The organism is Deefgea salmonis (assembly GCF_020531905.1).
Classification (GTDB): domain Bacteria; phylum Pseudomonadota; class Gammaproteobacteria; order Burkholderiales; family Chitinibacteraceae; genus Deefgea; species Deefgea salmonis.
The window spans coordinates 119,297-141,485 of record NZ_JAJAWG010000003.1 but is presented as its reverse complement, the minus strand read 5'-3'; the positions used below and the strand labels follow the sequence as shown (position 1 = coordinate 141,485).

Here is a 22,189-nt window from a genome sequence, read left to right as displayed (position 1 = left end):
GTTAATGGCTGCGGGTGATTCTAAGCATTTCTTCAAAGCTGCTCACGCCTTCAAGCACGCGCGCTGAGGCGTCGCTGTGCAAGCTGGTCATGCCGAGACTTTCGGCGTAGTTGCGAATGTCTTGCTCGTTGGCCGAATTATGAATCTGGGTGCGCATCGCTTCATCAACCACGAGTAATTCATGAATCCCGCTGCGGCCACGATAGCCGGTTTGCGCGCAATGTGGGCAACCCACGGCGCGGTACAAAGTAATTTTTTCTTGGGTATTGAGCCCTAGCTCAATTAATTCATCATGGCTAGCGATATACGGTGCTTTGCAGTCAGAGCACAAGTTTCGCACCAAGCGTTGTGCCAAGACGCCGATGGTCGATGAGGCGAGTAAAAACGGCTCAATGCCCATATCTACCAAACGGGTAATGGCGCTGGCCGCGTCGTTGGTATGCAAGGTGGCGAGGACTAAATGCCCGGTGAGCGAGGCTTGAACGGCAATTTGTGCGGTTTCCAAATCGCGAATTTCACCAATCATAATAATGTCGGGGTCTTGTCGCAAAATTGCCCGCAGCGCACGAGCAAAACTCATTTCGATGCGAGTATTGACTTGGGTTTGGCCGATGCCGTCTAAGTCGTATTCAATCGGGTCTTCCACCGTCATGATATTGCTGTTTTTGGCGTCCATACTGCCCAGCGCAGCGTACAGCGTGGTGGTTTTGCCCGAGCCAGTTGGGCCAGTCACCAGCACAATGCCATGCGGCGCGGCGAGTAATTGATTCAGTGGTTTCAGCGTGGCCTCGCGCATGCCGAGCTTGGCTAGCTCTAAGCGGCCAGCGGATTTATCCAGTAAACGCAGTACGGCGCGCTCGCCGTGTCCGGTTGGTAGTGTTGAAACGCGAATATCGACTGGGCGACCAGCAATTCGTAAATTGATGCGACCGTCTTGCGGTAAGCGTTTTTCGGCAATATCTAATGCTGCCATCACTTTAATCCGCGACACCAAGGCGGCATGCAGCGCGCGATTGGGCTCGACCACATCGCGCAAAGTACCATCGACCCGATAGCGCACGACGGAGCGGGTTTCAAAGGGTTCGATATGAATATCAGACGCATTTTCGCGCAGCGCTTCGGTAAAAATCGCATTGATTAACCGAATAACTGGGGACGATTCTTCGGCCTCCATCAGGTCTGAGACTTCGGGCATATCTTGAATTAAGCGCGCCAAATCGGCCGACTCTTCGATGTCATCCACCATATTGATGGCGCTGGTTTTGCCGTTGCCAAAGTGCTGCGTTAAGCGGGCATCAAAGCTGGCTGCCGGCAAGATATGCAATTGCGTCGGGCCGCATTGGCGACGAACTTCGCCCAACGCCGCCGCATTCGCGCCTTGGCGCACATAAATCGGGGTGATGCCATCGTGAATTGGGCCGTCAAATAGGCCAAATTCACGCGCATACAGATAAGAAACAACGCTCATTAGGAATTGCCATTGGCTGACGGTGGCGGGGTCAGGCGTAGAACTTGGCCGACTTTGAGGTCGTTGTGATTATTGAGCTGATTCCACAGCGCTAAATCCCGCATGCTTTGCCCGTAAAGTAATGATATTTGATATAAATTATCGCCATCTTTGACAGTATGCGACTCGGTTTGCGGTTCGAGCTTGGCTTGCGGCTCGGGTTTGACCACAGCGCTGCTGTCGCTGATTGGCGTCGGCGTTACTGCGGGTATTGCATTCACCGATGGGCTATTGTCTGGCGCGCGATCGGGGAGTTGCACTTTAGGCATGTCTTGCAAGAAAACATGGCCGTCAACTTTGTAGTCACCCTGTTGCTTTTGTAAATACTGATAGCGATCACCGGTTAGGCGGTTGTTATCCGCGCTATCGCGAACCACCACAGGACGTAAAAACACCATCAAACTGACTTTTTGCCATTCGCGGCTTTCATATTTAAATAAGTTGCCAATAAGGGGTATATCGCCCAAGCCCGGTACTTGATTGCCTTTGTTGCCAATACGGTCTTCAATTAAGCCGCCAAGCACCACAATCTGCCCATCGTCGACCAAGACTTTGGTTTCAATGGTGCGCATTTTGGTCGCCAAACCAGCCCCGGCGGTATTCACCGAGTTATCGATGCTCGAGACTTCTTGATACACATTGAGCGTAATCACGCCGCCTTCGGACACTTGCGGGCGAACGCGCAGTTTAATCCCGATGTCTTTGCGTTCCACCGTCACAAATGGATTGGTGTTATTGGTGCTCGACGATTGCGAGCCGGTAATAATCGGGATGTTTTGCCCGACGGTGATTTTGGCTTCTTCGTTGTCCAAGGTCAGCAAATTGGGCGTGGATAACACATTGCCATTGCCGCTGCTTTGTAAGGCCGAAGCCAGCAGCCCTAAGCTGGCGCTGCCATTGCGTGGATCACCGTTAAAAATCCCCAAAGTGAGTCCGGCAGGAATTCCAGCTGGGGTTTTGTTAATGATATTGCCGATGATATTGCCCAAGCCGCCACTGCCGGGGTTGATATTGGTCACGCCCCCTGCGCCGATTTTGTCATTCCCGCCGGCCAATAACCATTGAAAACCAAATTCAGAGAGTTTGGATAAATTCACTTCGGCAATCATCGCTTCAACATAAATTTGCGAGCGGCGAACGTCGAGTTTTTCAATCACGGCGCGCAAATTATTATAAATATTTTGCGGCGCAGTAATGATTAAAGCATTGGTGGTGCTATCGGCCTGAATTCGAACTGTCGCGCCTGAAATCTGCACATTGGTCGCGGTATTGGTACTCACCGGATTAAAGTTACTATTGCCGCCATTGTTGCCAGCATTACTACTATTGCTATTGGCCGTGTTATTCATATTTTGGCTGGAATTTGACGTCATGCTGGATGACTCTTCTTGTCCCGTCAAAATGCCTTTGAGTGTCGCGGCTAATTTGCTGGCCTCGGCATTTTTTAAATACACCACATTGATGGTGCTATCGCTGGTGGCCGCTTCATCCAGATTGGTAATCAGTTGGCGCAATTGGCTGGTTTGTGCGGCATTGAGTGCGCGCACCATTAAGCGATTGCCACGCGGGTCGGGCACCACAATCGAGCGGCGAACGCCGTCATTATTTGGAATCGGCGCGCCGCCAACTTGTACGCTGACTTCGGGCATTAGGCGGGCAATGTTTTGCGCCACGTCCAGCGCCGAGGCATTGGTCAGCTTGATGGTAAACACATCGGTATTTTTGGGTTGATCGATATTGTCGATAATGCGCGACAATCGCCGAATATTGTCGGCGTAGTCGGTAATCACCAAGGTATTGCTGGTGCCCGATTGATAGGCGCTAATTAGGCTGCTCGGTGAGGCGAGCGGGCGCAACATGGTCGCCATTTGATTGGCGCCTTCATTATTGAGGGCAAAAATCTGGGTGATAATTTGTTCGCCATTGGCATTTTCACCACGAACCAGTGTTTTATTACTTAGCGCTTTGCTATCGGCTTCGAGCTGGATTTTAATCGCGCCATTGGCTTGCACCGTACTAAATCCAGCTTGCCGCAATGCCGATTGCAAAATCGGGTAGACCAAATCTTTGGCGACCGGTTGGGTTGAAACAATATTAATGGTGCCTTTAACTCGAGGATCAATAATAAAGTTTTTTCCGGTAATCAGACTAATGGCTTTAACCGTCGTTTCAATATCGGAATTAATAAAATTGAGCATGACTTTTTCGTCAGCATCGGCAGCAAATATCAATTGGCTACATAAAAGTGCGCCAATAACTAATTTTTTCATGGATTCACGGTATAGCTAATGGTTTGAGATTGATCTTGCCGTTGAATTTGCAAAGATAACTGATTTTGTTGACTAAATGCCCCATAGAGCAAAGACAAATCGTCGAGCTTATTGAGTGGACGGCCATTAATGGTTTTAAGAATGTCGCCATCGCGTAATTGCAATACTTGCGCTAATTGTTGCTGATTGGCTTGCTCAACGACAATGCCGCCTGTTGCGCTAGTGCCTAAACCTTTACTCCAATTGGCTAAATTACCACCTTGTAAAATCCCGGTGAGTTGGCCGCGCGTCAAGTTCACCGCAGCCTCATTTTTGCTGGGAGTGGCTTGCGGTGCCGTAGCATGAGCCACTTGTGGCGCAGCCGATTGGCTCAGCGGCATGCTGGCGGCGGGTAAGAAGATTTTTTTCTGTGTGCCGTGCTGTTCGAGCACGATATGGTCATGCTGCGCGGCGATCAATTGGCCGTATGCGCCCACTTGATCGCCGACTTTCACCGCGACCGCGCTGGCCTCTAGCCCATCAATAATCGCGATGCCTTGTGCGCCGGACACCAAAGCGCGCAAAGAGAGTTGCGACGCTTCATGGGCTGGCTGGCCAGCGCCCGTGGCAAATAATTTGGCGACGGCATCCGGATTAAACACCTGGGTTTTGGGCGCAGCTGCGGCCAGTCGCAGCGAGGCCGTGCGCGATTGCGGTTCAAGCCATTGCCAAATTAGGCCGACAAATAGCCAAATAAAGAGCGCGCTGAGCAGGCATTGCACGAACAAAGCGCTGTGTTTTATTGGAAAATGCATAAATCAAATAAGGCGGTGAAAGCGTTAAATTTCATATTATTTTCAGTGGTTTAATCCAGATGGTGTGGGCTTGGATCTGTTTATTATTGTGTTGTTTGATGAAGTGCTTATGCCAATCAATCGGGGGTTAAGCATTAAGATGATTCTTGATTTAATGCCTGCGGCGCTTTGAATTAACAATGGGTGAAAATAATAGTTGTCATTTTTGTGAGGTAAACTGGCAACTATAAATTTGGTTTTTCTCGTTGTTCATTTGCAATGATTCACGCTGTATTCATGCTGTGGGTAGAAAATTTAACACCTCTGCTCGTAATCGCATAGAAAAATTCATTCAATGCAAGCATTGAATCACAACTAAATGACTGTAATATGGCAATTCTCATTTAATCGACCATTTTTTTGACTGGGGTGATTCAAACCCCGCAAGCGATACTCGTGACTGCATTTATTTATCAAGCGCTGCCGATGGTGGGTGGCAAAGAACGTCGTGGGCAAATTGACGCCGATTCGCCGCGCCATGCCCGCAGCCTATTGCGCGAGCAAGGCTTGTTGGCCACGCAATTGCAGCCAGCGCAAAATGTCGAGCAACAATCTGCCCGTTTAAGCCTGTCGAGCCAGCAATTGTCCACGCTGACACGGCAGTTTTCGGCACTGCTCGATGCTGGCTTAACCATTGATGAGCTATTGATTGTATTGGCCGAGCAAACCGAGCATCGTAAGACGCAGCAAGTGCTGGCGGGATTACGGCAAGACGTGATGGCTGGGATGCCATTGTCGCAAGGCATGGCGCAATTTCCTCGGGTTTTCCCAATGCTGTATCGCACGCTAGTTAAAGCCGGCGAAGAATCGGGCAAGCTCGCTGGCGTGATGCAGCGCTTGGCCGATTACCTTGAGGCGCGGGGCGACTTAAATAGCAAAATTGCGATTGCATTTATTTATCCCGCCGTGGTGATGCTGGTCTCGGCCTTGGTGATTTTAGGCATGCTCACTTGGGTGGTGCCGCAAATGGTGCAAGTGTTTGAGTCGGCCAAGCAAACGCTGCCGCTACTCACTCGGGCACTATTGTGGACGAGCGCGGCGATTCAAAGTGTCGGCGGTTGGGTGTTGCTGGCCTTAATGGTGGCCAGTGTGGCGGCGTTTTATGCGCTTAAAAAACCTGAGTTGAAATTACGCTTTCACGTTTGGCGTTTAACATGGCCGCTATTGGGGTATTTAGATCGCCTGGCCAATACCGCCCGCTTTGCCAGTACCTTGGCGATTTTATCCGGTAGTGGTGTGCCTTTATTGAAATCGCTCGATGCCGCCGAAGGCGTGATGAGCAACCTCAAACTGCAAAGCGCGGTGGCCGAGGTCGCCGCCCAAGTGCGTGAAGGCGTGAGTTTGGCGCGAGCGATGAAAGCGGCAGCGGTGTTTCCGCCTTTATTGCTGCATTTGGTCGCCAGCGGCGAAGCCACCGGGCGTTTGGCATTGATGCTCGATCGGGCGGCGATTGAGCAAACCAAAGAGCTCGACCGCAAAGTCACCGCCTTTACCAGTCTGCTCGGCCCGGTGATGGTGTTAGTGATGGGCGCCGTGGTGATGGTGATTGTAATGGCGATCTTGTTGCCGGTGTTTGAGATGAATCAGTTGGTGAAATAGCGGCGATTAAGCCTAGGCTTTTGTTGGCATTTTTAAGTGTTAATTTTTGAGTTGTCATACGGTGCTAAAGCACAGGGGGTTAGATGCAGCAAGTCGAAATTAGGCATAGCACCATGGCCGATATAGAAGCGATTAATGCCGTGCATGCGGGGCCCAAAGCGTATGCGGGGACGCTGGACTTGCCGTATGGCAATCCCACGAAATGGCAAAAAATGTTGAGTGACTTACCCCCGAATTCGGTGAGTTTGGTTGCACTGCGGGAAGGGCAATTACTCGGGCATTTGATGCTGGGGATCGATCCGCATCCTCGTCGGCGACATATTGCTTGGTTTGGTATTTGGGTTCGCGATGATGTGCAAGGGCAGGGCATTGGTGGTCAGCTGCTCGCCGCCGCCATTGACTTAGCTGATAACTGGCAAAATATTCATCGCCTAGAAATTACGGTGTATGTCGATAACGTGGCGGGCATTGCTTTATATCGCAAGTTTGGATTTGAAGTAGAAGGAGAGGGTAAAGATTATGCTTTTCGCGATGGCCGTTATGTGAACGCCTATTACATGGCCAGAATTCGACGCCAGCCGCTTTAGTATGATGTATTGCTTTGAATGTTTGATTTAGTTTGCCTTATGGCTTAATACCCCTGTGGAGTAGAAATGAAAGCAAGTCGTGGTTTTACTTTAATTGAGATTTTAGTGGTAGTTTCGATCTTGGCGATTTTGGGTGCACTGATTGTGCCCAAAATTATGGATAGACCGAATGAAGCGCGGATTGTCGCTGCCAAGCAAGACGTGTCGTCGATTATGGCCGCGCTTAAATTATATAAATTAGACAACGGTCGCTTGCCGACCACTGAACAAGGCCTAAAAGCCTTGGTGCAAAAACCAACGACTGATCCGGTGCCGATGAACTGGAAATCCGGCGGTTACCTCGAGAAAACCCCGAAAGATCCATGGGGCCAAGATTATGTGTATTTAAATCCCGGTGTTCACGGTGAAATTGACGTTTTGAGTTATGGCCCAGAAGGCCAAGCCGGAGCGGATAAGCCCGAGAATTTGATCGGCTCATGGCAATAATGATTTTTGCTACTGCGAACCGCAAATCCGGCGTTATTGCTGCGGGGAAAAATCCTCATTTACTTGATGTAAATTCCGGTTTTTCTCCTCGCAATGCCTGGTCTTTGCGATTCGCGCTACGCAAAATCGGTGCTACTGCGAACTGCAAATCCGGCGTTATTACTGCGGGGAAAAATCCGCATTTACTTGCTGTAAATTCCGGTTTTTCTCCTCGCAATGCCTGGTCTTTGCGATTCTCGCTACGCAAAATTGGTGCTACTGCGAACTGCAAATCCGGCGTTATTGCTGCGGGGAAAAATCCTCATTTGCTGAATGTAAATTCCGGTTTTTTTCTCGCAATGCCTCGTCTTTGCGGTTCTCTTCTCACCATGCTGTGTTTTTGCTAGTGCAAAAGCACGTTTAGGAAATTAATTCTCATTGATCGTTCAAAAAAACATGTCATCGGGTCGGCAGTTGGGTTTCACCTTGCTCGAAATCCTCGTGGTGACGGCGATTATTTTGATTGTCACCAGCGTGACGGTGTTTCATTTTAATCGGGGGGATGGCGCGCAAGCGGCGGCTGAGCGCTTGGTGCTGCAATTTGAAACTGCGCGCGATGAGGCTTTGGCCAGTGGCCGTACCTTGGCTTGGACTAGCGATGGTGCGGCGTATCAGTTTTGGTTTAAAAATCAGCGCCAAGAGTGGGAGGTGTTGAACGAGCGTGAAGGATTGCGCACCTTGCCTTGGGCCGATGGCGTGCACGTGCGTTGGCAAAAAATCAATCAGCAAAATCGTCCTTTGGGCGACAAAATTATTTTCCCCGCCGATGGGGTGATTGAATCTTTTGAGCTTGAGCTGCAGGGGCGAGATAGCCTATGGCAAATTACAGGCGATGTGATGGGGCGGTTTAAAGTTAAAACGGTAGAGGCCAATTAATGTCACGTCGATCTTGGGGGTTTACCTTGGTGGAAGTCTTGATCGCGCTGGCGGTGCTGGGCATTACTTTGGCGGCGGCGGCCAAATTGGTGATGGGTTCGACCGAAACCTTAATCACCTACCGAACGCGTACATTGGCCAGCTGGGTGGCGAGTAATTTGGTCAATCAGCATTTGGCGATGCGGGTGTTTCCCGAAACCGGCTCAACACAAGGGCAAGTGCAGCAAGGCGGGGAAGCATTTATTTATCGAATGAATGTCAGCCCAACGCCCAATTATAGTTTTCGCCGGATTGAGCTTTTAGTCTCGGTGCCAACCGACCCTGAGCATGCTTTGGCGCAGCAGGTATTTTATGCTGCGCGGGTGGATTAAGCCGATGGCACGTGGATTTACTTTGCTTGAGGTTTTGGTGGCACTGGCGGTGTTTGCGATCATGAGTTTGATCACCTATCGCGGCGTCAGTATGGTGATTGATACGCGCAGCGCCGTGGTCAGCGAAACACAATATTGGCGTGAGCTGACCTTGGCTTTTGAAAGAATGGAAAGCGATTTAAGCCAAATCGCGCCGCGCCCTTGGCGCGATGCGGCGGGGCGGCTTAATCCACCGCTGCGTAGCGTAAGCCGTAGTGAGGCGCCGGTGGGTTTGGAATTTATTCGTTTTGACGGTGATCGAGCGCCATTGCATGGGATTTATGAGTGCCAAGATCAGGCGCTCAATCTAAAGCTTTATCCGCGCGCAGATGTGCAAGAAGGCGATAAGGCGGTGACTCACCTGCTTCTGGCGCAATTAACACGCTGCGAGCTTGATTTTCTCGACGCCAAAAATCAGTGGCGTCCGCAATGGACTGAGGCCAGTAGCCGGCCTCGGGCGATCCGCATTCGGCTCGCCTTTGCGCAGCGCGTAGGCGAATTTGAACGGATTTTTTTACTGCCATGAAGTGCAAAATCAATCCAAGCCGGCCAGCGTTGCGGCAAACCGGCGTTGCCATTATTGCTGCCTTGATGGTCGCGGCTTTAGTTGCGTCCATCGCGGGCTTATTGATGGTGCGCCAGCAACGGGCGCTACAGCAATTAGAAATTCGTAAAGACACGGCGGAGGCGCGTGCGGCAACATGGTCGGTGCTGCAATTGGTGCGCCTCACCTTGCGGGACGATGCTCGAGCGGGCCAGCCCGATCATTTACGTAAGCCGTGGGCCGTGCCGATTCCCGAAATTAAAATCGAAAATGGTGCCATGAGTGGTCGCTTGATTGAGCTCAATGGCCGATTTAACTTAGGTAATTTAATCGATCAAAACGGCCAGCCAATTCCAGCCGCATGGGCGGCTTATCCGCGTTTATTGGCCAATTTAGGTTTGCCGAGTAATTTGGCGGACAACTTGCGCGAATATTTTGCGCTGCATGCAGTGCAGCAGGGCGAGAAAAAAATCTGGCTGCCGCTGATTGATAGTCTTGAACTGGCAAATATAGCGGGGTATACGCCCGAGGTGATGCGTCAACTTGAGCCCAGTATTGTCACCTTGCCGGTGGCAACGGCACTCAATGTCAATTTTGCTTCGCCCGAAGTCTTGGCTGCGTGGGTGCCTCAATTGACGGTATCGGCCGCTGAGCAAGCTTTATCAAAGCGTAGAAGCCAATACTTCAATAGTCCTGCCGATTTAATTGGGCATTTACCCAAGGAAGTTCAAGCGCAAGTGCCAGCGCAATTACTGACAGTAAAAAGCCAGTATTTCTGGTCCGAGATGGGCGCGCGATTTGGTCAGGTTTTGATGCAGCATCGTGCTTTGCTGGATCGCTCAAAAAGTGATATGCCCAGTATTGTCTGGGTACGGCGGATGTATTGATCGATTCAACGCTTGAGTCGTGCCTTTAGAGTGCCTGCTTTGTTTCAGGCAATTTATTTTTCTCATGCATTGAGAGCATTTTTTCGTCGGTGTGTGTCCAAGCTTGGGGCGGTGCGCTTGGGGTGCAAGGCACTCGCCACGGTGCTTGAATTATTTAGAAAAGCTTCACTACGTCGTTATGCTGATCTTTGCATTGTGCAATATGTTCGGCCATGCTGCGTAAGGTTTGGGCGCGGGCTAAATCCATCTTTAAGCCTAAATCAGCCGTCTCGTAAGCGAGTGCCAGCGTTTGCATGGCTGGTGGATATTGGCGATTGGCGGCAGCTTCAAAATACTGCAATGCTTTTTTCTCATCTTTAGGCCGGTTACCTTCACCACTGAGATACCAGTTGGCGAGTAAAAATAGGGCCATTTTGTCTTGGCCTTGCGCTGCGGCAATGATGAGTTGCTGGCCTTTTGCCGTGTCGACAGCGCCACCTTGACCGTAAATCAGCATTAATCCAAGCCGATATTGTGCGCGGGGCAGTGTGGTGAGTTGTGCCAATTCGCGCCGAGCCAATTGAGGATTTTCGCTAGCACCTTGGCCTTGCAAATGCATCATGGCGGCTTCAAAGCGCGCGCTGTCGTCGCCTGCTTGAGCGGCTTTTTGATACCACGCCAGTGCTTGTGGCCAACTGGCGATGTTGGTTTTGGCTTGATCGGCCAACAGGCGCATGGCTAAAGGATGGCCGGCGTGAGCGAGCGTATTGATTTCTTGTTGTTTTTTTGGATCGGAGTCCATTTCTTGCGCGATGTTGAGCACTTGATTGTTGGGTGTTTCTAAGCGCTGTTGTTGCTGTAGCAAATACGCTGCGGCGCAGGTAATCACAATCAGGCCGAGGGCGATGGCGGTATAGATTTTAGTCATGGCTTAAAAAGGCCCGAGCGAACTCGGGCCAACTCCATTGCGAAGTGAAAGTGCGAAGTCAGGTGAACTTATTTAGCTAAGCCGTAGCTAAGATCGATGCTAAAGATGGCATTACCTGCAGCATCGTTGTTTTTTCCGGTGTAGACGATGTTGTTTACGCCTTCTTGCTTGGCAATGGCATTCACACTGGCGGTGTTGAGTGCGGTTTCGAATGTGACTGCGCCTTGCGTTGCTACTGGCTTAAAGCGCCAGTTTGCTACTGCCGCATGTTTGGCTAAAGTCAGCTGTTTTTGTGTTTTGACATAGCTCACAATCACATCACGATTGGCATCGCCACCGCTGATAATCACATTGGCACCGGCCAAGAACGTGAAGGGTGCACCACCTGAAGCACGGTAGTTATTGGTAACGACAATCACCGGCTGCGCGGGGTCTAATGGCTGACCATTGAGTTTTAGATTGACAATCCGGTTGCCTTTAGCTTGCGTAACATCGATTTCGTAGGTGACACCATCAATCTGGTCAAAGTTATACGAAGCAAACGTCGGCATAATTAGCGCTTGATCTACCGTTTTGCTTGGATCGATTTGATTAAATTGCTCGGCTGATTTTTCTAGCCACAATTTCACCATTGCGCCATCGATTTTGACCGCTTCAAGCGTATTTGCGTAGATGTACAGGTCGGCGATATTTTTGATTGCCACATCACCAGCAGCAATTTCGGTATAGCCGCCACCACGGAAGTTCATTTTGAACGGTGCTGCCGCCGACAGGATAGGTAGGTTAGCGTACTGCGGTAGATTGGCTTTGATAAATTGTGTCGCATAATCGATTTGCGCCAAATTAATTAAATGCATTGCGGCGGTCGGTGCCACTTGTGACAAGAATGAACTAATTGGGTAGTCTGATTTACCCACGCCAGTATTCACAAATTTAATCGTCGCTTGATGCTCTTTTTCAACCAGTTTACTAATTTCCGGTTTCACGTCGGCCAGCGCAATCGTGGTTTTACCATCGGCGGCTTTGCCTGAAATCGGTTTTAATTCTGATTTAGAATCTGCCGTGGTCCAAACTTTGCCATCAAATTTTAGATTGAGCTTGATCACGCCGAGATTATTGCCCCAAAAGCCGGCCATCACCGTTGGAATGCCTTTGACGGTACCTTTGACATTGTCGACATCTTTGATGCCTGCATAGTTTTTGCCATCAGGGAAAAAGCTATGCGAGTGCCCAGAAACAATCGCAGTAATGCCCGGCACTTGTGCCAAGTGATATACGGCGTTTTCCATTGTTGGTGAATACGCTTGATCGGAAATCCCGCCGTGCGACAGCGCCACAATGATGTCGGCACCGGCTTTTTTCATTTCAGGCACGTAGCGTTCAGCGGCTTCTTTAACGCCGGTGGCGTAGACTTTGCCTTCTAAATTGCGTTTATCCCAATTCATAATGCCCGGAGGTGCAAAGCCAATCACGCCGACTTTGAGCGCGATGGTTTTGCCATCGGCCGTTTTGAAGTTGCGGCTTAAAATGCTGTATGGCGCGAAGATCGGGCGTTTATCGGTCGCATTAAATACGTTGGACAGTAGTAGTGGGAATTGCGGACCTTGGCAGCCTTTGCCGGCTTCAGTGCCCGCAATCCGCATGCTCGCGCCCGTCACTTGTGCCAAGAAAGGCAGGCCGTAATTAAATTCATGATTACCAATATTGCCAGCATCAAAGCGCATTGCATTCATGGCTTTATGAATCGCCAATGGCGTATTGCAGCTCACTGGGCTCACCAACGCTTGGTAATCGGCTAGCGGCGTGCCTTGAATGGTGTCGCCGTCATCAAATAAAAGATGGTTGGGATTGGCTTTGCGTACCGCATCAATCAGGCTGGCAGTGCGCTCAAAACCCAGTGTGATGTCCTCGCTGGTTTTGTAATAATCGTAGCTTTTGACATTGGTATGCAAATCGGTCGTGCCCATGATTGCCAAATCGATTTGGCTGCCGACTGCTGCCGCGCTCATCTCTAGCGCTGGTTTGGGCATGGCTTGCAAGTTATTTACGATGGCAAGTAACGGTTCATTGCCGAGTTGTTGTGCGGCTTGGCTAAGTTTGTCTTGCAATTTTTCGTGGAAATTAATCGCTAGATACAAATCGCTGCCATCGAGTTTGCCGTCCGCAAAATCTGCGGCTAATTGCTTGGCGAGTTTTAGCGCAGGTAATTGGGCTTTGATCGCTGACTTCACATCGTCTGATGTCGAAGCACCCGCTGTGGTTTCTTCAATCGCTTGTGCGGCAAGTTTAGCCAGTGCGGTGAGTTTAAGCGCATAGCGTCCGGCTTCGGTGTCGCCCAGTGCGCCAGCAGCAGTGGCTTTGCTAACCAATTGCGGGGCTGAGTTAATGTGTTTGAGTTCAGGCGCAAATTGCAGACGGATTTCTTCGTTGGCTTGCTCGACATCGGCGTTGCTGATGGTTTCAAGTTTGCCGGCTTTGATTTTTAAAGCACGCTCATACGCAATTTCGGTCAGTGCCGTCACGCCCACGCTGCCATCAAGGCGATTAATCAGCGTATGCAAGGTATTGCCAGCAGGTAGTTCGATGTCGATATTCAAACCTTCATCGTAATATTTAGCGCCCGCTTTACCGGTCACTTCGAGTAAAAATGGGCCGGTCAATTTGGCTTGTTCGGCGCTTAAAGTGAATTTGGCGATGCCATCAGCGCCCGTAGTCGTGGTCGCGATGACGCTGCCGTTTAGACTTTTTAAGTTCACATCGGCCCCTGAAATCAGTCCCAGCGATGGCTGAACGCTGAGCGTGGCTGTCGTAGGCGTGGGCGTGGGAGACTCTGGCAATGAAGATGAGCCGCCGCAGGCCGCTAAGCTCAGTGCCAGTACACTACATACTGCGCCTGTAATACGTTGGGTACGCATAGATTTCCCGTTATTTAATTGTCATGAAAATGAGCGAGAGTAATTGCGATGCATGACAAAACAATAACAGTGATGTGACGCTGAAAAAATACGGGTATTTTTTTAGTTAAGTTTTTGTTTTTAATTAAATTATTTTTTATTAATTAAATGTTTAAGTGCGTATTAATCGATGCATCTTGCATTTCATCTTGCATTTAATTTGTGCTGGGATCGCAAAGTCGATTGTTCCGTTTGAATTGAATTAAACGATAGGCTGACGATGAATCAATGTGTATGGCTTGGCGTCTGTTTTGAGCGCTTGGCGGCGTTCGTGGTTTTTACTGTTGAAAGCTTGAATATCAGCTTATTGCGTTGATGTAAGCACAATTACTACGATGGCACTTTTCGCTGAAAAGCCTACAATGGCGGCATTCCTATATCGAGAAGCGCATCATGCAGATTACTGTCGTTAATCATCCTTTGGTTCAACATAAATTGGCTTTAATGCGCGAAGCGGATGTGTCCACCAATAAATTTCGTTTGCTGACTGAAGAGTTGGCGCGTTTGCTGGCTTACGAAGCGACGCGCGATTTGCCGCTTGAAGATGTCATCATTAATGGCTGGTGCGGTGAAGTGGCCGTTAAAAAAATCAAAGGCAAAAAGCTCACCGTGGTACCTATTTTGCGCGCTGGTTTGGGCATGCTCAATGGCGTGCTCGATTTAGTGCCTTCGGCCAAAATCAGTGTGGTGGGTTTGGCGCGCGATGAAGAAACTTTGCAGCCGGTGCCGTATTTTGAGAAGTTCGTTGGCGATTTAGAAGATCGTTTAGCCTTGATCATTGATCCAATGCTGGCCACCGGTGGCTCTTTGGTGGCAACGATCGATATGCTCAAACGCAATGGCTGCAAAGAAATCGTCGCGATTGTGATGGTGGCTGCGCCAGAGGGCGTCAAATTGGTGAATGAAAAACACCCTGATGTGCAGATTGTCACTGCGTCACTTGATTCGCACCTGAACGAGCAAGGCTATATCATTCCGGGCTTGGGCGATGCGGGCGACAAGATCTTTGGGACGATTTCTAAGTAAAGCGTTCAGTCAGTAGTAAATCAAAAGGTTTCTGGCATTGCGGTTTGCTGGCGCATCGGGTTTGCCGTTTTGTCCTATCCGCCGTGCAAGGAAACTTAAATAATATGAATGACGGCACGCTGAGCAGAGTCATGTCAGCGTGACCGCTTGGGGAGAAAGTATGTTTTCTGAAGTAAAACAATTTATATCTGGGGCACAAATTTTATTTGTCGCCTTTGGCGCGCTGGTGCTGGTACCGCTTTTGACCGGGCTGAATCCGGCGATGGCGCTACTCGGTGCCGGTGTCGGTACTTTGATGTTTCAGTTGATTACGCGTCGGCAAGTGCCGATTTTTTTAGGTTCGTCGTTTGCGTTTATCGGCCCAATTATTTTCGCCATGCAAACTTGGGGCCAGGCCGCTACGCAGTTCGGCTTATTCTTTGCTGGGTTTATGTATTTCATCATCGCCGGTTTGATTAAATGGCGCGGCATGGGCTTTATCCATAAATTACTGCCGCCGGTGGTGATTGGTCCGGTGATTATGGTGATCGGTTTGTCGGTGGCGGTCGCGGCTTCTGGCATGGCGATGGGGCAGGGCGGCGGTAAGCAGTTGGTGCCTTACGGTGTGTCGTTATTTTTAGCGACTTTGTCGTTGGCGACGACGATTGCGGTGTCGGTGTTTGCTGGCGGCATGTTGCGTTTGGTGCCGATTTTATCTGGCGTGGTGGTGGGTTATGTTGCGGCAATCTTTTTAGGCGTGGTTGATTTATCCAGCATTGCCGCTGCGCCATGGTTTGCGATGCCGCACTTTGTGAAGCCTGAAGTCAATTGGGCCGCGGCTTTGTTTATGTTGCCAGTGGCGATTGCGCCAACGATTGAGCATATCGGTGCGGTGATGGCCGTCGGTAAAGTAACAGGGACCGATTACACGGTGAAGCCCGGTTTACACCGCACTTTGGCTGGTGATGGTTTCGGCGTGTGTTTTGCCGGTATGGTCGGTGGCCCGCCAATTACGACGTATTCCGAAGTGACTGGTGCATTGATGATTACGCGTAATTTTAATCCGGTGATCATGACCTACGCGGCGGTTTTGGCGGTGATTTTGGCGTTCTTTGGTAAATTTAATGCGATTTTGGTGTCGATTCCATTGCCTGTGATGGGCGGCATTATGGTGCTGTTGTTCGGTACGATTGCTTCAATTGGTTTGAAAACTTTGATCGACAGTAAGCTCGATTTAATGGCACCACGTAACTTGGTGATTGTGTCGGTGGTACTCACGTGTGGTATCGGCGGTTTGATGGTGCAAGTGGGTAATTTCAACTTGGCCGGTGTTGGCTTAGTGAGCGTATTGGCGATTGCTTTAAATCTATTGCTGCCCGCTGATAAGCACCACGATGGGATTGTTGAAGGGCAAGATATTTAAGGGTATGGCTATCTAGCCATTGTATTTAATGGCTTAGATAGCAATACCCAAGGCCGCTATGGCGCTGGTCGCGATAGCGGCTTTTTTGTGTCTTACGTTTATGCAAACGGGGATGGTGCTTAATCGACAATAAACAGCGTGGCACCGAGTCGGGTAGAGGAGCGATGAGCTTCAGCCTGATCTGCCACTTGATAACTATGGCCTGCGCTCAGTGTAAAGCTGCGGCCGTCGTCAAGTTCGGTGATTAATTCACCGGCTAAGCACAATAAAATATGCCCTTTACTGCACCAATGATCGGCGAGATAGCCCGCGCTATATTCGACCATTCTGACTCGAATCGTATCAAATTGCTGGGTGCGCCAATAGGCCATGCCGGTGATGCCGGGGTGTTCGGTTGTTTCGATATTGGCCCAGTCGGTGACGCCAAAAGGAATATTTGCGATTTGCATGGCAGGATGCTCATTCCAATAATGGCCACTTTATACCACGCGCTGCGATTGAGAAGGCAGTGAACGCGTTGATTTGGTAGAATCGCTACTTATAAAAGACAACTCCAGAGTTTGAGCCGCAATGAGTGAAAAAATGAGCCCTGCAGCGAGTGCAGAAACCGCACCTGTAAACAGTAATTTTATCCGCCAAATCATTGATGCCGATCTAGCCAGCGGCAAGCACACCGCGGTGCAGACACGCTTTCCGCCTGAGCCAAACGGTTATTTGCACATCGGCCACGCGAAATCGATTTGCCTCAATTTTGGCATCGCGCAAGATTACAACGGTCTATGCAATCTACGCATGGATGACACCAATCCAGAAAAAGAAAACGATGAATACGCCAAAGCCATTGAAGATGACGTGCGTTGGTTGGGTTTTGCATGGAACGGCGAAGTGCGCCATTCTTCGGATTATTTTGAACTGCTGTACGGCTACGCCGTTGAATTGATTAACGCCGGCAAAGCGTATGTTTGCGAATTGAATGCCGAGCAAATGCGCGATTACCGTGGCGATTTTCAAAAGCCCGGCCGCAACAGCCCGTTCCGTGAGCGCACACCTGCTGAAAATCTCGATTTATTCACCCGCATGCGTGCTGGCGAATTTGAAGATGGTAGCAAAACGCTGCGCGTCAAAATTGATATGCAATCGCCAAACTTAAATCTGCGCGATCCAGTGATCTACCGCATTAAACGCGCGACGCATATTAAGACTGGTGACACGTGGTGCATTTACCCGATGTATGACTACACACACTGCATCTCTGATGCCTTAGAGGGCATTACCCATAGTTTGTGTACCTTGGAATTTGAAGATCACCGTCCGCTCTACGACTGGGTGCTCGACAATATTAGTCTTGAATGCCATCCACAGCAGATCGAATTCTCGCGCCTTGAATTGCTGTATTCGATCACTTCGAAGCGCAAACTTAATCAACTGGTGACCGGCAATTTTGTATCGGGTTGGGACGATCCACGCATGACGACGATTAGCGGCATGCGTCGCCGCGGTTATAGCCCCGAAGGCATCCGTTTGTTTGCCCAGCGCATCGGCGTATCGAAAGGCGAAAACATCATTGATTTTACTACGCTGGAAGGCGCGGTGCGTGAGCAGCTTGAAGGCAGCAGCCCACGGGTGATGGCGGTACTTAATCCACTGAAAGTGACGTTAACTAATTTTGAAGCAGGTGTAACCGGTTCACGCAGCGCGCCGTTCCATCCGCACCACGAAGAATTTGGCGAGCGTGAAATCCCGATTGCGCGTGAAATTTGGATTGAACAAGACGACTTTGCTGAAGAACCACCCAAAGGCTGGCAACGTCTGACTTTAGGCGCAGAAGTGCGTTTGCGTTATTCGTATGTGATCAAGTGCGATGAAGTGGTGAAAGACGCAGATGGCAAAGTGATCGAGCTGCGCTGTAGTTTGGATACCGAAACGCTGGGTAAAAACCCAGAAGGTCGCAAAGTCAAAGGCGTCATTCACTGGATTTCTGCTGAGCACGCAGTGCCTGCGACGGTGAATTTGTATGAGCGCTTGTTTACTGAGGCGCGTCCCGATGCGGTGCGTGGTGAAGATGGTCAGTATGTTGATTTCACTCAGTTCATCAATCCTGAGTCGCTGACTTCCATCACCGCATACGTGGAAAGCTGCGTCGTGAATGCGGCGCCAGAAACACGCTATCAGTTCGAGCGTTTAGGCTATTTCATTACCGACCGTCATAACCATAAAGCGGGCGGCTCGCCAGTGTTTAACCGCACGGTGACGTTGAAAGACAGCTGGGCGAAGTAATCAATCTGTCGGGTGAGTTGGCCTGATGTTTGCGATGCCGGGTTAGGCGAAGGTTGAACTCGATGTTGTCGGGTTACGCTACGCTAACCCGACTGACTACCTCTAATACTTCTAATACTTTTGGAACTCAGATGAAATCAATACTTGTCTTGCTGTTGGCCGCTTTGAGTGGCACCGCAATGGCGGAAACAGCGGCTGCTCCTGTGATTTACACCGGTAAAGTCGGTAGTGCGCCGGTGCAGGTGGCGTTTGATTATTTGAAAGATCGGGTGGCCAATGAGTATGGGATTGGCGAGTATCGCGAATTGCTGATTCAGCAAAAATCAGCCAGTGCCGAAGACACCAAAAAAGTCAGCTTGGCATTGCAAATGCAAGGACTGCTGGATGATGCAGTGAAAGCGCAGCGCTATCAATTTGCGCTGCACTTTAATGATGAATTGAATGTGTGGTTAATCGACAGCGTAAAGCAAGATTGGCAATGTCGACGTGCCGCAAGTAAAGGCTGGACGCAAAAACCCTGCCAATAAATCGCGAGATTGGCCGCGTTGTCGTAGCGGAGTAATTCGACCAACTGGGGGGTAACCCCCGTTTTTATTGCTATCGTTTTTGACCGAGTTGAGCTCAATTCAATGAATACAAATGCAGCGCAAGCCCCCAAAGTGAATCATTTGTTTCGCAATTTTTGGCAATTGGCCAAGCCCTATTGGGTATCAGAAGAAAAATATCGCGCTTGGGGCTTATTGGCGCTGATTATTGCGCTATCGCTCGGCATGGTGTTTATGAATGTGCAGTTTAATAGCTGGTACAAAGAATTTTATGACACGATGCAAAACCTGGATAAAAAGGGTTTTGAGCAGGCTTTATATAAATTTGGCTATTTAGCGTTTATCTATATCGTGATTGCGGTCTATGCGATGTGGTTTCAGCAAATGCTGGAGATTCGTTGGCGACGTTGGGCAACTGCGCATTTTACGGCGCGTTGGTTGAGTGACAATCAGTTTTATCGAATTCAATTGACCGACAAGGGCACGGACAATCCAGATCAGCGGATCGCCGAAGATGTGGGGCAGTTTATTTCGATTTCGTTGTCTTTATCTTTGGGCTTGTTGCGGGCATTGGTCACACTGGTGTCATTTATTGGTATTTTGTGGACGCTATCTGGGCCGATTAGCTTTATGCTGGCGGGCTCAGAAATCACCATTCATGGCTATATGGTCTGGGTGGCGATTATTTATGCCGTCATCGGCTCGTTGATTACCGTGCTATTGGGCCGGCCTTTGGTGAGTTTGAATTTCTTGCAGCAACGCTTTGAAGCCGATTTTCGTTTTGGCTTGATTCGCGTGCGTGAAAATGCCGAATCCATCGCGCTCTATCAGGGCGGACAAGAAGAGCAGCAGCGTTTATCGCAGCGTTTTGCCGCAGTAGTCGATAATTTTTGGGCTTTGATGCGCCGAAATAAAAAACTCACTTGGTTTACATCGTTTTGGGGGCAATTGGCGATTATCTTTCCGCTGATGGTTGCTGCGCCACGCTTTTTTGCCAAAGAAATTTCTTTTGGCGGCTTAATGCAGATTAATTCGGCCTTTGGTCAGGTGTATGGCGCTTTGGATTTTGTCATCGGCAGCTTTAGCACCTTGGCCAATTGGAAAGCCATTATTGATCGTTTATCAACCTTTGAAACCAGTTTGCAAGCGGCACAAGCCTTGCCTCGTTTGGCGGTTAAAACCAAAGAAGAGGGGATTGAGTGGCGGCAGATTAGTGTCAGTAAACCCAATGGTCAGTTGCTGATTGAAAATTTGAATTTGCAATTGCATGCGGGTGACTCGGTGTTGATTCGGGGGGCTTCGGGGGCCGGTAAATCGAGTTTATTGCGAACCTTAGCCGGGCTGTGGCCTTATGCTTCGGGTGAGTTGGCGATGCCACAGACGACGCAAACCTTATTTCTTTCGCAAAAACCCTATATGCCATTGGGCACCTTGCGCGCCGCTCTGTATTACCCACAAGCGGCAAGACACGAAGACGCCACGTTGGCCGATTTGCTTGAATTGGCGGGGCTCAGCCATTTATTGCCACGGCTTGATGAGGTCGATTCATGGTCGCACGTGCTGAGCTTGGGTGAGCAGCAACGCGTGGCTTTACTGCGCGTATTATTGCTGGAGCCGGATTTTTTATTAATGGATGAATCCAGTTCCGCGCTCGATGCGGCTGGTGAAGCCAAGCTCTATGCCGCCGTTGCCGAGTGCATGAAACAAGGCGTAATGGTGAGCGTAGGGCATCGCTCGGGCCTGATTGAATACCACCGCCAAGTGCTCGATTGCCAAGGGCAGGGCCAGTGGTCGCTCAATCACTAAACAATTGAACCACAGCGGCACAAAGGCGCAGAGAAAAAGCTTGTTGGCTGACTCTGTGCCTTTGTGCCGCTGTGGTAAGTTTTTATTCTTGTGGATTTTAAAATGTTAAAAAACGATACTTTTCTCCGCGCTTTAATGCGTGAACCGGTTGAATACACCCCTGTTTGGATGATGCGCCAAGCGGGGCGTTATTTGCCTGAATATTGCGCGACGCGCAAAAATGCCGGTTCATTTTTGCAATTGTGCAAAAACACTGAGCTAGCGACCGAAGTCACCTTGCAACCGTTAGAGCGCTTTCCGCTCGATGCGGCGATTTTGTTCTCGGACATTCTGACCGTACCAGACGCGATGGGTTTGGGTTTGTATTTTGCTGAAGGCGAAGGCCCGAAGTTTGAGCGCACCGTGCGTACCGAAGCCGACGTTGCCAAATTGTTTGTACCGGATGTCGGCACCGAGTTGAAATACGTCACCGATGCAGTGAGCTCGATCCGCAAGGCGCTGGATAACCGCGTGCCGCTGATTGGTTTTTCGGGCAGTCCGTATACCTTGGCGTGTTATATGGTCGAGGGCGGCTCATCGAGCGACTACCGCAATATCAAAACCATGATGTATGCGCGTCCAGACCTGTTGCACCGTATCTTAGAGGTCAATACCCTTACTGTTATTGATTATCTGAATGCGCAAATCGAAGCCGGTGCGCAAGCGGTACAGATTTTTGATAGCTGGGGCGGCTCTTTGCCCTACGGCAAATATCAAGAATTCTCATTGCAATATATGGCGCGGATTGTGGCTGGCTTGAAACGTGAAAACGATGGCCGTCGTGTGCCGGTGATTGTGTTTACCAAAGGCGGTGGTCAATGGCTCGAAGACATCGCTGCGATTGGTTGTGATGCGATTGGCCTTGATTGGACTACTGATATTGGCGAAGCGCGACGCCGTGTGGGCGATAAAGTGGCGTTGCAGGGGAATTTTGATCCGGTGGCTTTGTTTGCGCCGCCAGCGGCGATTGAAGCGGAAGTCGAGCGCATCTTGACCAGTTACGGCGGCGGCACCGGTCATGTGTTTAATTTGGGACACGGCATTTCGCAATTTACCAATCCAGATCATGCGGCGGCTTTGGTCGCTGCGGTGCATCGCTTGTCGCGTAAGGATTAACTTGCGATTGCTGTTGGTGATCTGTAATTACGATGAAAATCAATACTTTGCAGCGGGTTTGTGTAGTCATTCCTTGTGA

General features: G+C 49.9%; 20 protein-coding genes. 14 read left to right on the top strand and 6 right to left on the bottom strand.

Features of this window, described 5'->3' with window-relative positions:
- Position 1 precedes the first annotated feature (1 nt).
- From gspE to LG219_RS06910, 3 genes are read right to left on the bottom strand one after another with little or no spacing between them, the layout of a single operon-like run.
- Positions 2-1,468, bottom strand: coding sequence for a type II secretion system ATPase GspE (gene gspE / locus LG219_RS06920; protein ID WP_226763789.1), 1,467 nt, complete (start codon positions 1,466-1,468; stop codon positions 2-4).
- Positions 1,468-3,777 (bottom strand): type II secretion system secretin GspD, encoded by a 2,310-nt coding sequence (gene gspD, locus LG219_RS06915; protein ID WP_226763788.1) that lies wholly within the window; start codon positions 3,775-3,777, stop codon positions 1,468-1,470. The genes gspE and gspD overlap by 1 nt, the downstream gene beginning before the upstream one ends.
- Positions 3,774-4,571 carry a hypothetical protein gene (locus LG219_RS06910; protein WP_226763787.1) on the bottom strand — a complete coding sequence of 266 codons (798 nt, stop codon included), beginning with the start codon at positions 4,569-4,571 and terminating at the stop codon, positions 3,774-3,776. Before LG219_RS06910 ends, gspD begins: the two co-directional genes overlap by 4 nt.
- 435 nt (positions 4,572-5,006) lie before the next feature.
- Here LG219_RS06910 and gspF point away from each other — a divergent pair, with 435 nt between their 5' ends.
- From gspF to gspK, 8 genes are all read left to right on the top strand, one after another.
- Complete coding sequence (gene gspF / locus LG219_RS06905) at positions 5,007-6,209, top strand: type II secretion system inner membrane protein GspF (RefSeq protein WP_226763786.1); 1,203 nt, start codon at positions 5,007-5,009, stop codon at positions 6,207-6,209.
- Positions 6,210-6,292: 83 nt separating this feature from the next.
- Positions 6,293-6,796 (top strand): GNAT family N-acetyltransferase, encoded by a 504-nt coding sequence (locus tag LG219_RS06900; RefSeq protein WP_226763785.1) that lies wholly within the window; start codon positions 6,293-6,295, stop codon positions 6,794-6,796.
- 66 nt (positions 6,797-6,862) lie between these two features.
- Positions 6,863-7,282: a type II secretion system major pseudopilin GspG gene (gspG, locus tag LG219_RS06895; protein ID WP_173531953.1), complete on the top strand. Its 420-nt coding sequence runs from the start codon at positions 6,863-6,865 to the stop codon at positions 7,280-7,282.
- Positions 7,273-7,668, top strand: coding sequence for a hypothetical protein (locus LG219_RS06890; protein ID WP_226763784.1), 396 nt, complete (start codon positions 7,273-7,275; stop codon positions 7,666-7,668). The genes gspG and LG219_RS06890 overlap by 10 nt, the downstream gene beginning before the upstream one ends.
- 49 nt (positions 7,669-7,717) lie before the next feature.
- On the top strand, positions 7,718-8,197 hold the full coding sequence (locus LG219_RS06885; RefSeq protein ID WP_226763996.1) for a GspH/FimT family pseudopilin: 480 nt from the start codon (positions 7,718-7,720) through the stop codon (positions 8,195-8,197).
- Positions 8,197-8,568 (top strand): type II secretion system minor pseudopilin GspI, encoded by a 372-nt coding sequence (gene gspI, locus LG219_RS06880; RefSeq protein WP_226763783.1) that lies wholly within the window; start codon positions 8,197-8,199, stop codon positions 8,566-8,568. The genes LG219_RS06885 and gspI overlap by 1 nt, the downstream gene beginning before the upstream one ends.
- A gap of 4 nt (positions 8,569-8,572) precedes the next feature.
- Positions 8,573-9,133 (top strand): type II secretion system minor pseudopilin GspJ, encoded by a 561-nt coding sequence (gspJ, locus tag LG219_RS06875; protein WP_226763782.1) that lies wholly within the window; start codon positions 8,573-8,575, stop codon positions 9,131-9,133.
- The gene (gene gspK / locus LG219_RS06870) at positions 9,130-10,038 is read left to right on the top strand and encodes a type II secretion system minor pseudopilin GspK (protein WP_226763781.1); all 909 of its coding nucleotides are present in this window, start codon (positions 9,130-9,132) and stop codon (positions 10,036-10,038) included. Before gspJ ends, gspK begins: the two co-directional genes overlap by 4 nt.
- A gap of 154 nt (positions 10,039-10,192) precedes the next feature.
- Here the strand turns inward: gspK and LG219_RS06865 are convergent, their stop codons facing one another.
- Both LG219_RS06865 and LG219_RS06860 read right to left on the bottom strand, forming a co-directional pair.
- A complete protein-coding gene (locus LG219_RS06865; RefSeq protein WP_226763780.1) occupies positions 10,193-10,945 on the bottom strand; it encodes a tetratricopeptide repeat protein in 753 nt (250 codons plus the stop codon).
- A gap of 68 nt (positions 10,946-11,013) precedes the next feature.
- Entirely contained in the window at positions 11,014-13,860 is a 2,847-nt protein-coding gene (locus LG219_RS06860; protein ID WP_226763779.1) for a bifunctional 2',3'-cyclic-nucleotide 2'-phosphodiesterase/3'-nucleotidase, read from the bottom strand.
- Positions 13,861-14,292: 432 nt separating this feature from the next.
- Between LG219_RS06860 and upp the strand changes: the two genes are divergently transcribed.
- Both upp and LG219_RS06850 read left to right on the top strand, forming a co-directional pair.
- Positions 14,293-14,925, top strand: a complete 633-nt coding sequence (upp, locus tag LG219_RS06855) for a uracil phosphoribosyltransferase (RefSeq protein WP_226763778.1) — start codon at positions 14,293-14,295, stop codon at positions 14,923-14,925.
- Between the two features lie 160 nt (positions 14,926-15,085).
- Complete coding sequence (locus tag LG219_RS06850; protein ID WP_226763777.1) at positions 15,086-16,327, top strand: uracil-xanthine permease family protein; 1,242 nt, start codon at positions 15,086-15,088, stop codon at positions 16,325-16,327.
- Between the two features lie 119 nt (positions 16,328-16,446).
- Here LG219_RS06850 and LG219_RS06845 read toward each other — a convergent pair whose 3' ends face one another.
- Entirely contained in the window at positions 16,447-16,776 is a 330-nt protein-coding gene (locus LG219_RS06845; RefSeq protein ID WP_226763776.1) for a DHCW motif cupin fold protein, read from the bottom strand.
- 121 nt (positions 16,777-16,897) lie between these two features.
- On the opposite strand from LG219_RS06845, the gene LG219_RS06840 reads away from it, so the two are divergent.
- The 4 genes from LG219_RS06840 to hemE all read left to right on the top strand — a co-directional run bounded on the left by LG219_RS06840 (position 16,898) and on the right by hemE (position 22,110).
- Entirely contained in the window at positions 16,898-18,604 is a 1,707-nt protein-coding gene (locus LG219_RS06840; RefSeq protein WP_226763775.1) for a glutamine--tRNA ligase/YqeY domain fusion protein, read from the top strand.
- A gap of 131 nt (positions 18,605-18,735) precedes the next feature.
- Positions 18,736-19,131 (top strand): hypothetical protein, encoded by a 396-nt coding sequence (locus LG219_RS06835; protein ID WP_226763774.1) that lies wholly within the window; start codon positions 18,736-18,738, stop codon positions 19,129-19,131.
- 102 nt (positions 19,132-19,233) lie between these two features.
- Complete coding sequence (locus LG219_RS06830; RefSeq protein WP_226763773.1) at positions 19,234-20,955, top strand: ABC transporter ATP-binding protein/permease; 1,722 nt, start codon at positions 19,234-19,236, stop codon at positions 20,953-20,955.
- Positions 20,956-21,057: 102 nt separating this feature from the next.
- The gene (gene hemE / locus LG219_RS06825; protein WP_226763772.1) at positions 21,058-22,110 is read left to right on the top strand and encodes a uroporphyrinogen decarboxylase; all 1,053 of its coding nucleotides are present in this window, start codon (positions 21,058-21,060) and stop codon (positions 22,108-22,110) included.
- Positions 22,111-22,189: the final 79 nt, after the last annotated feature.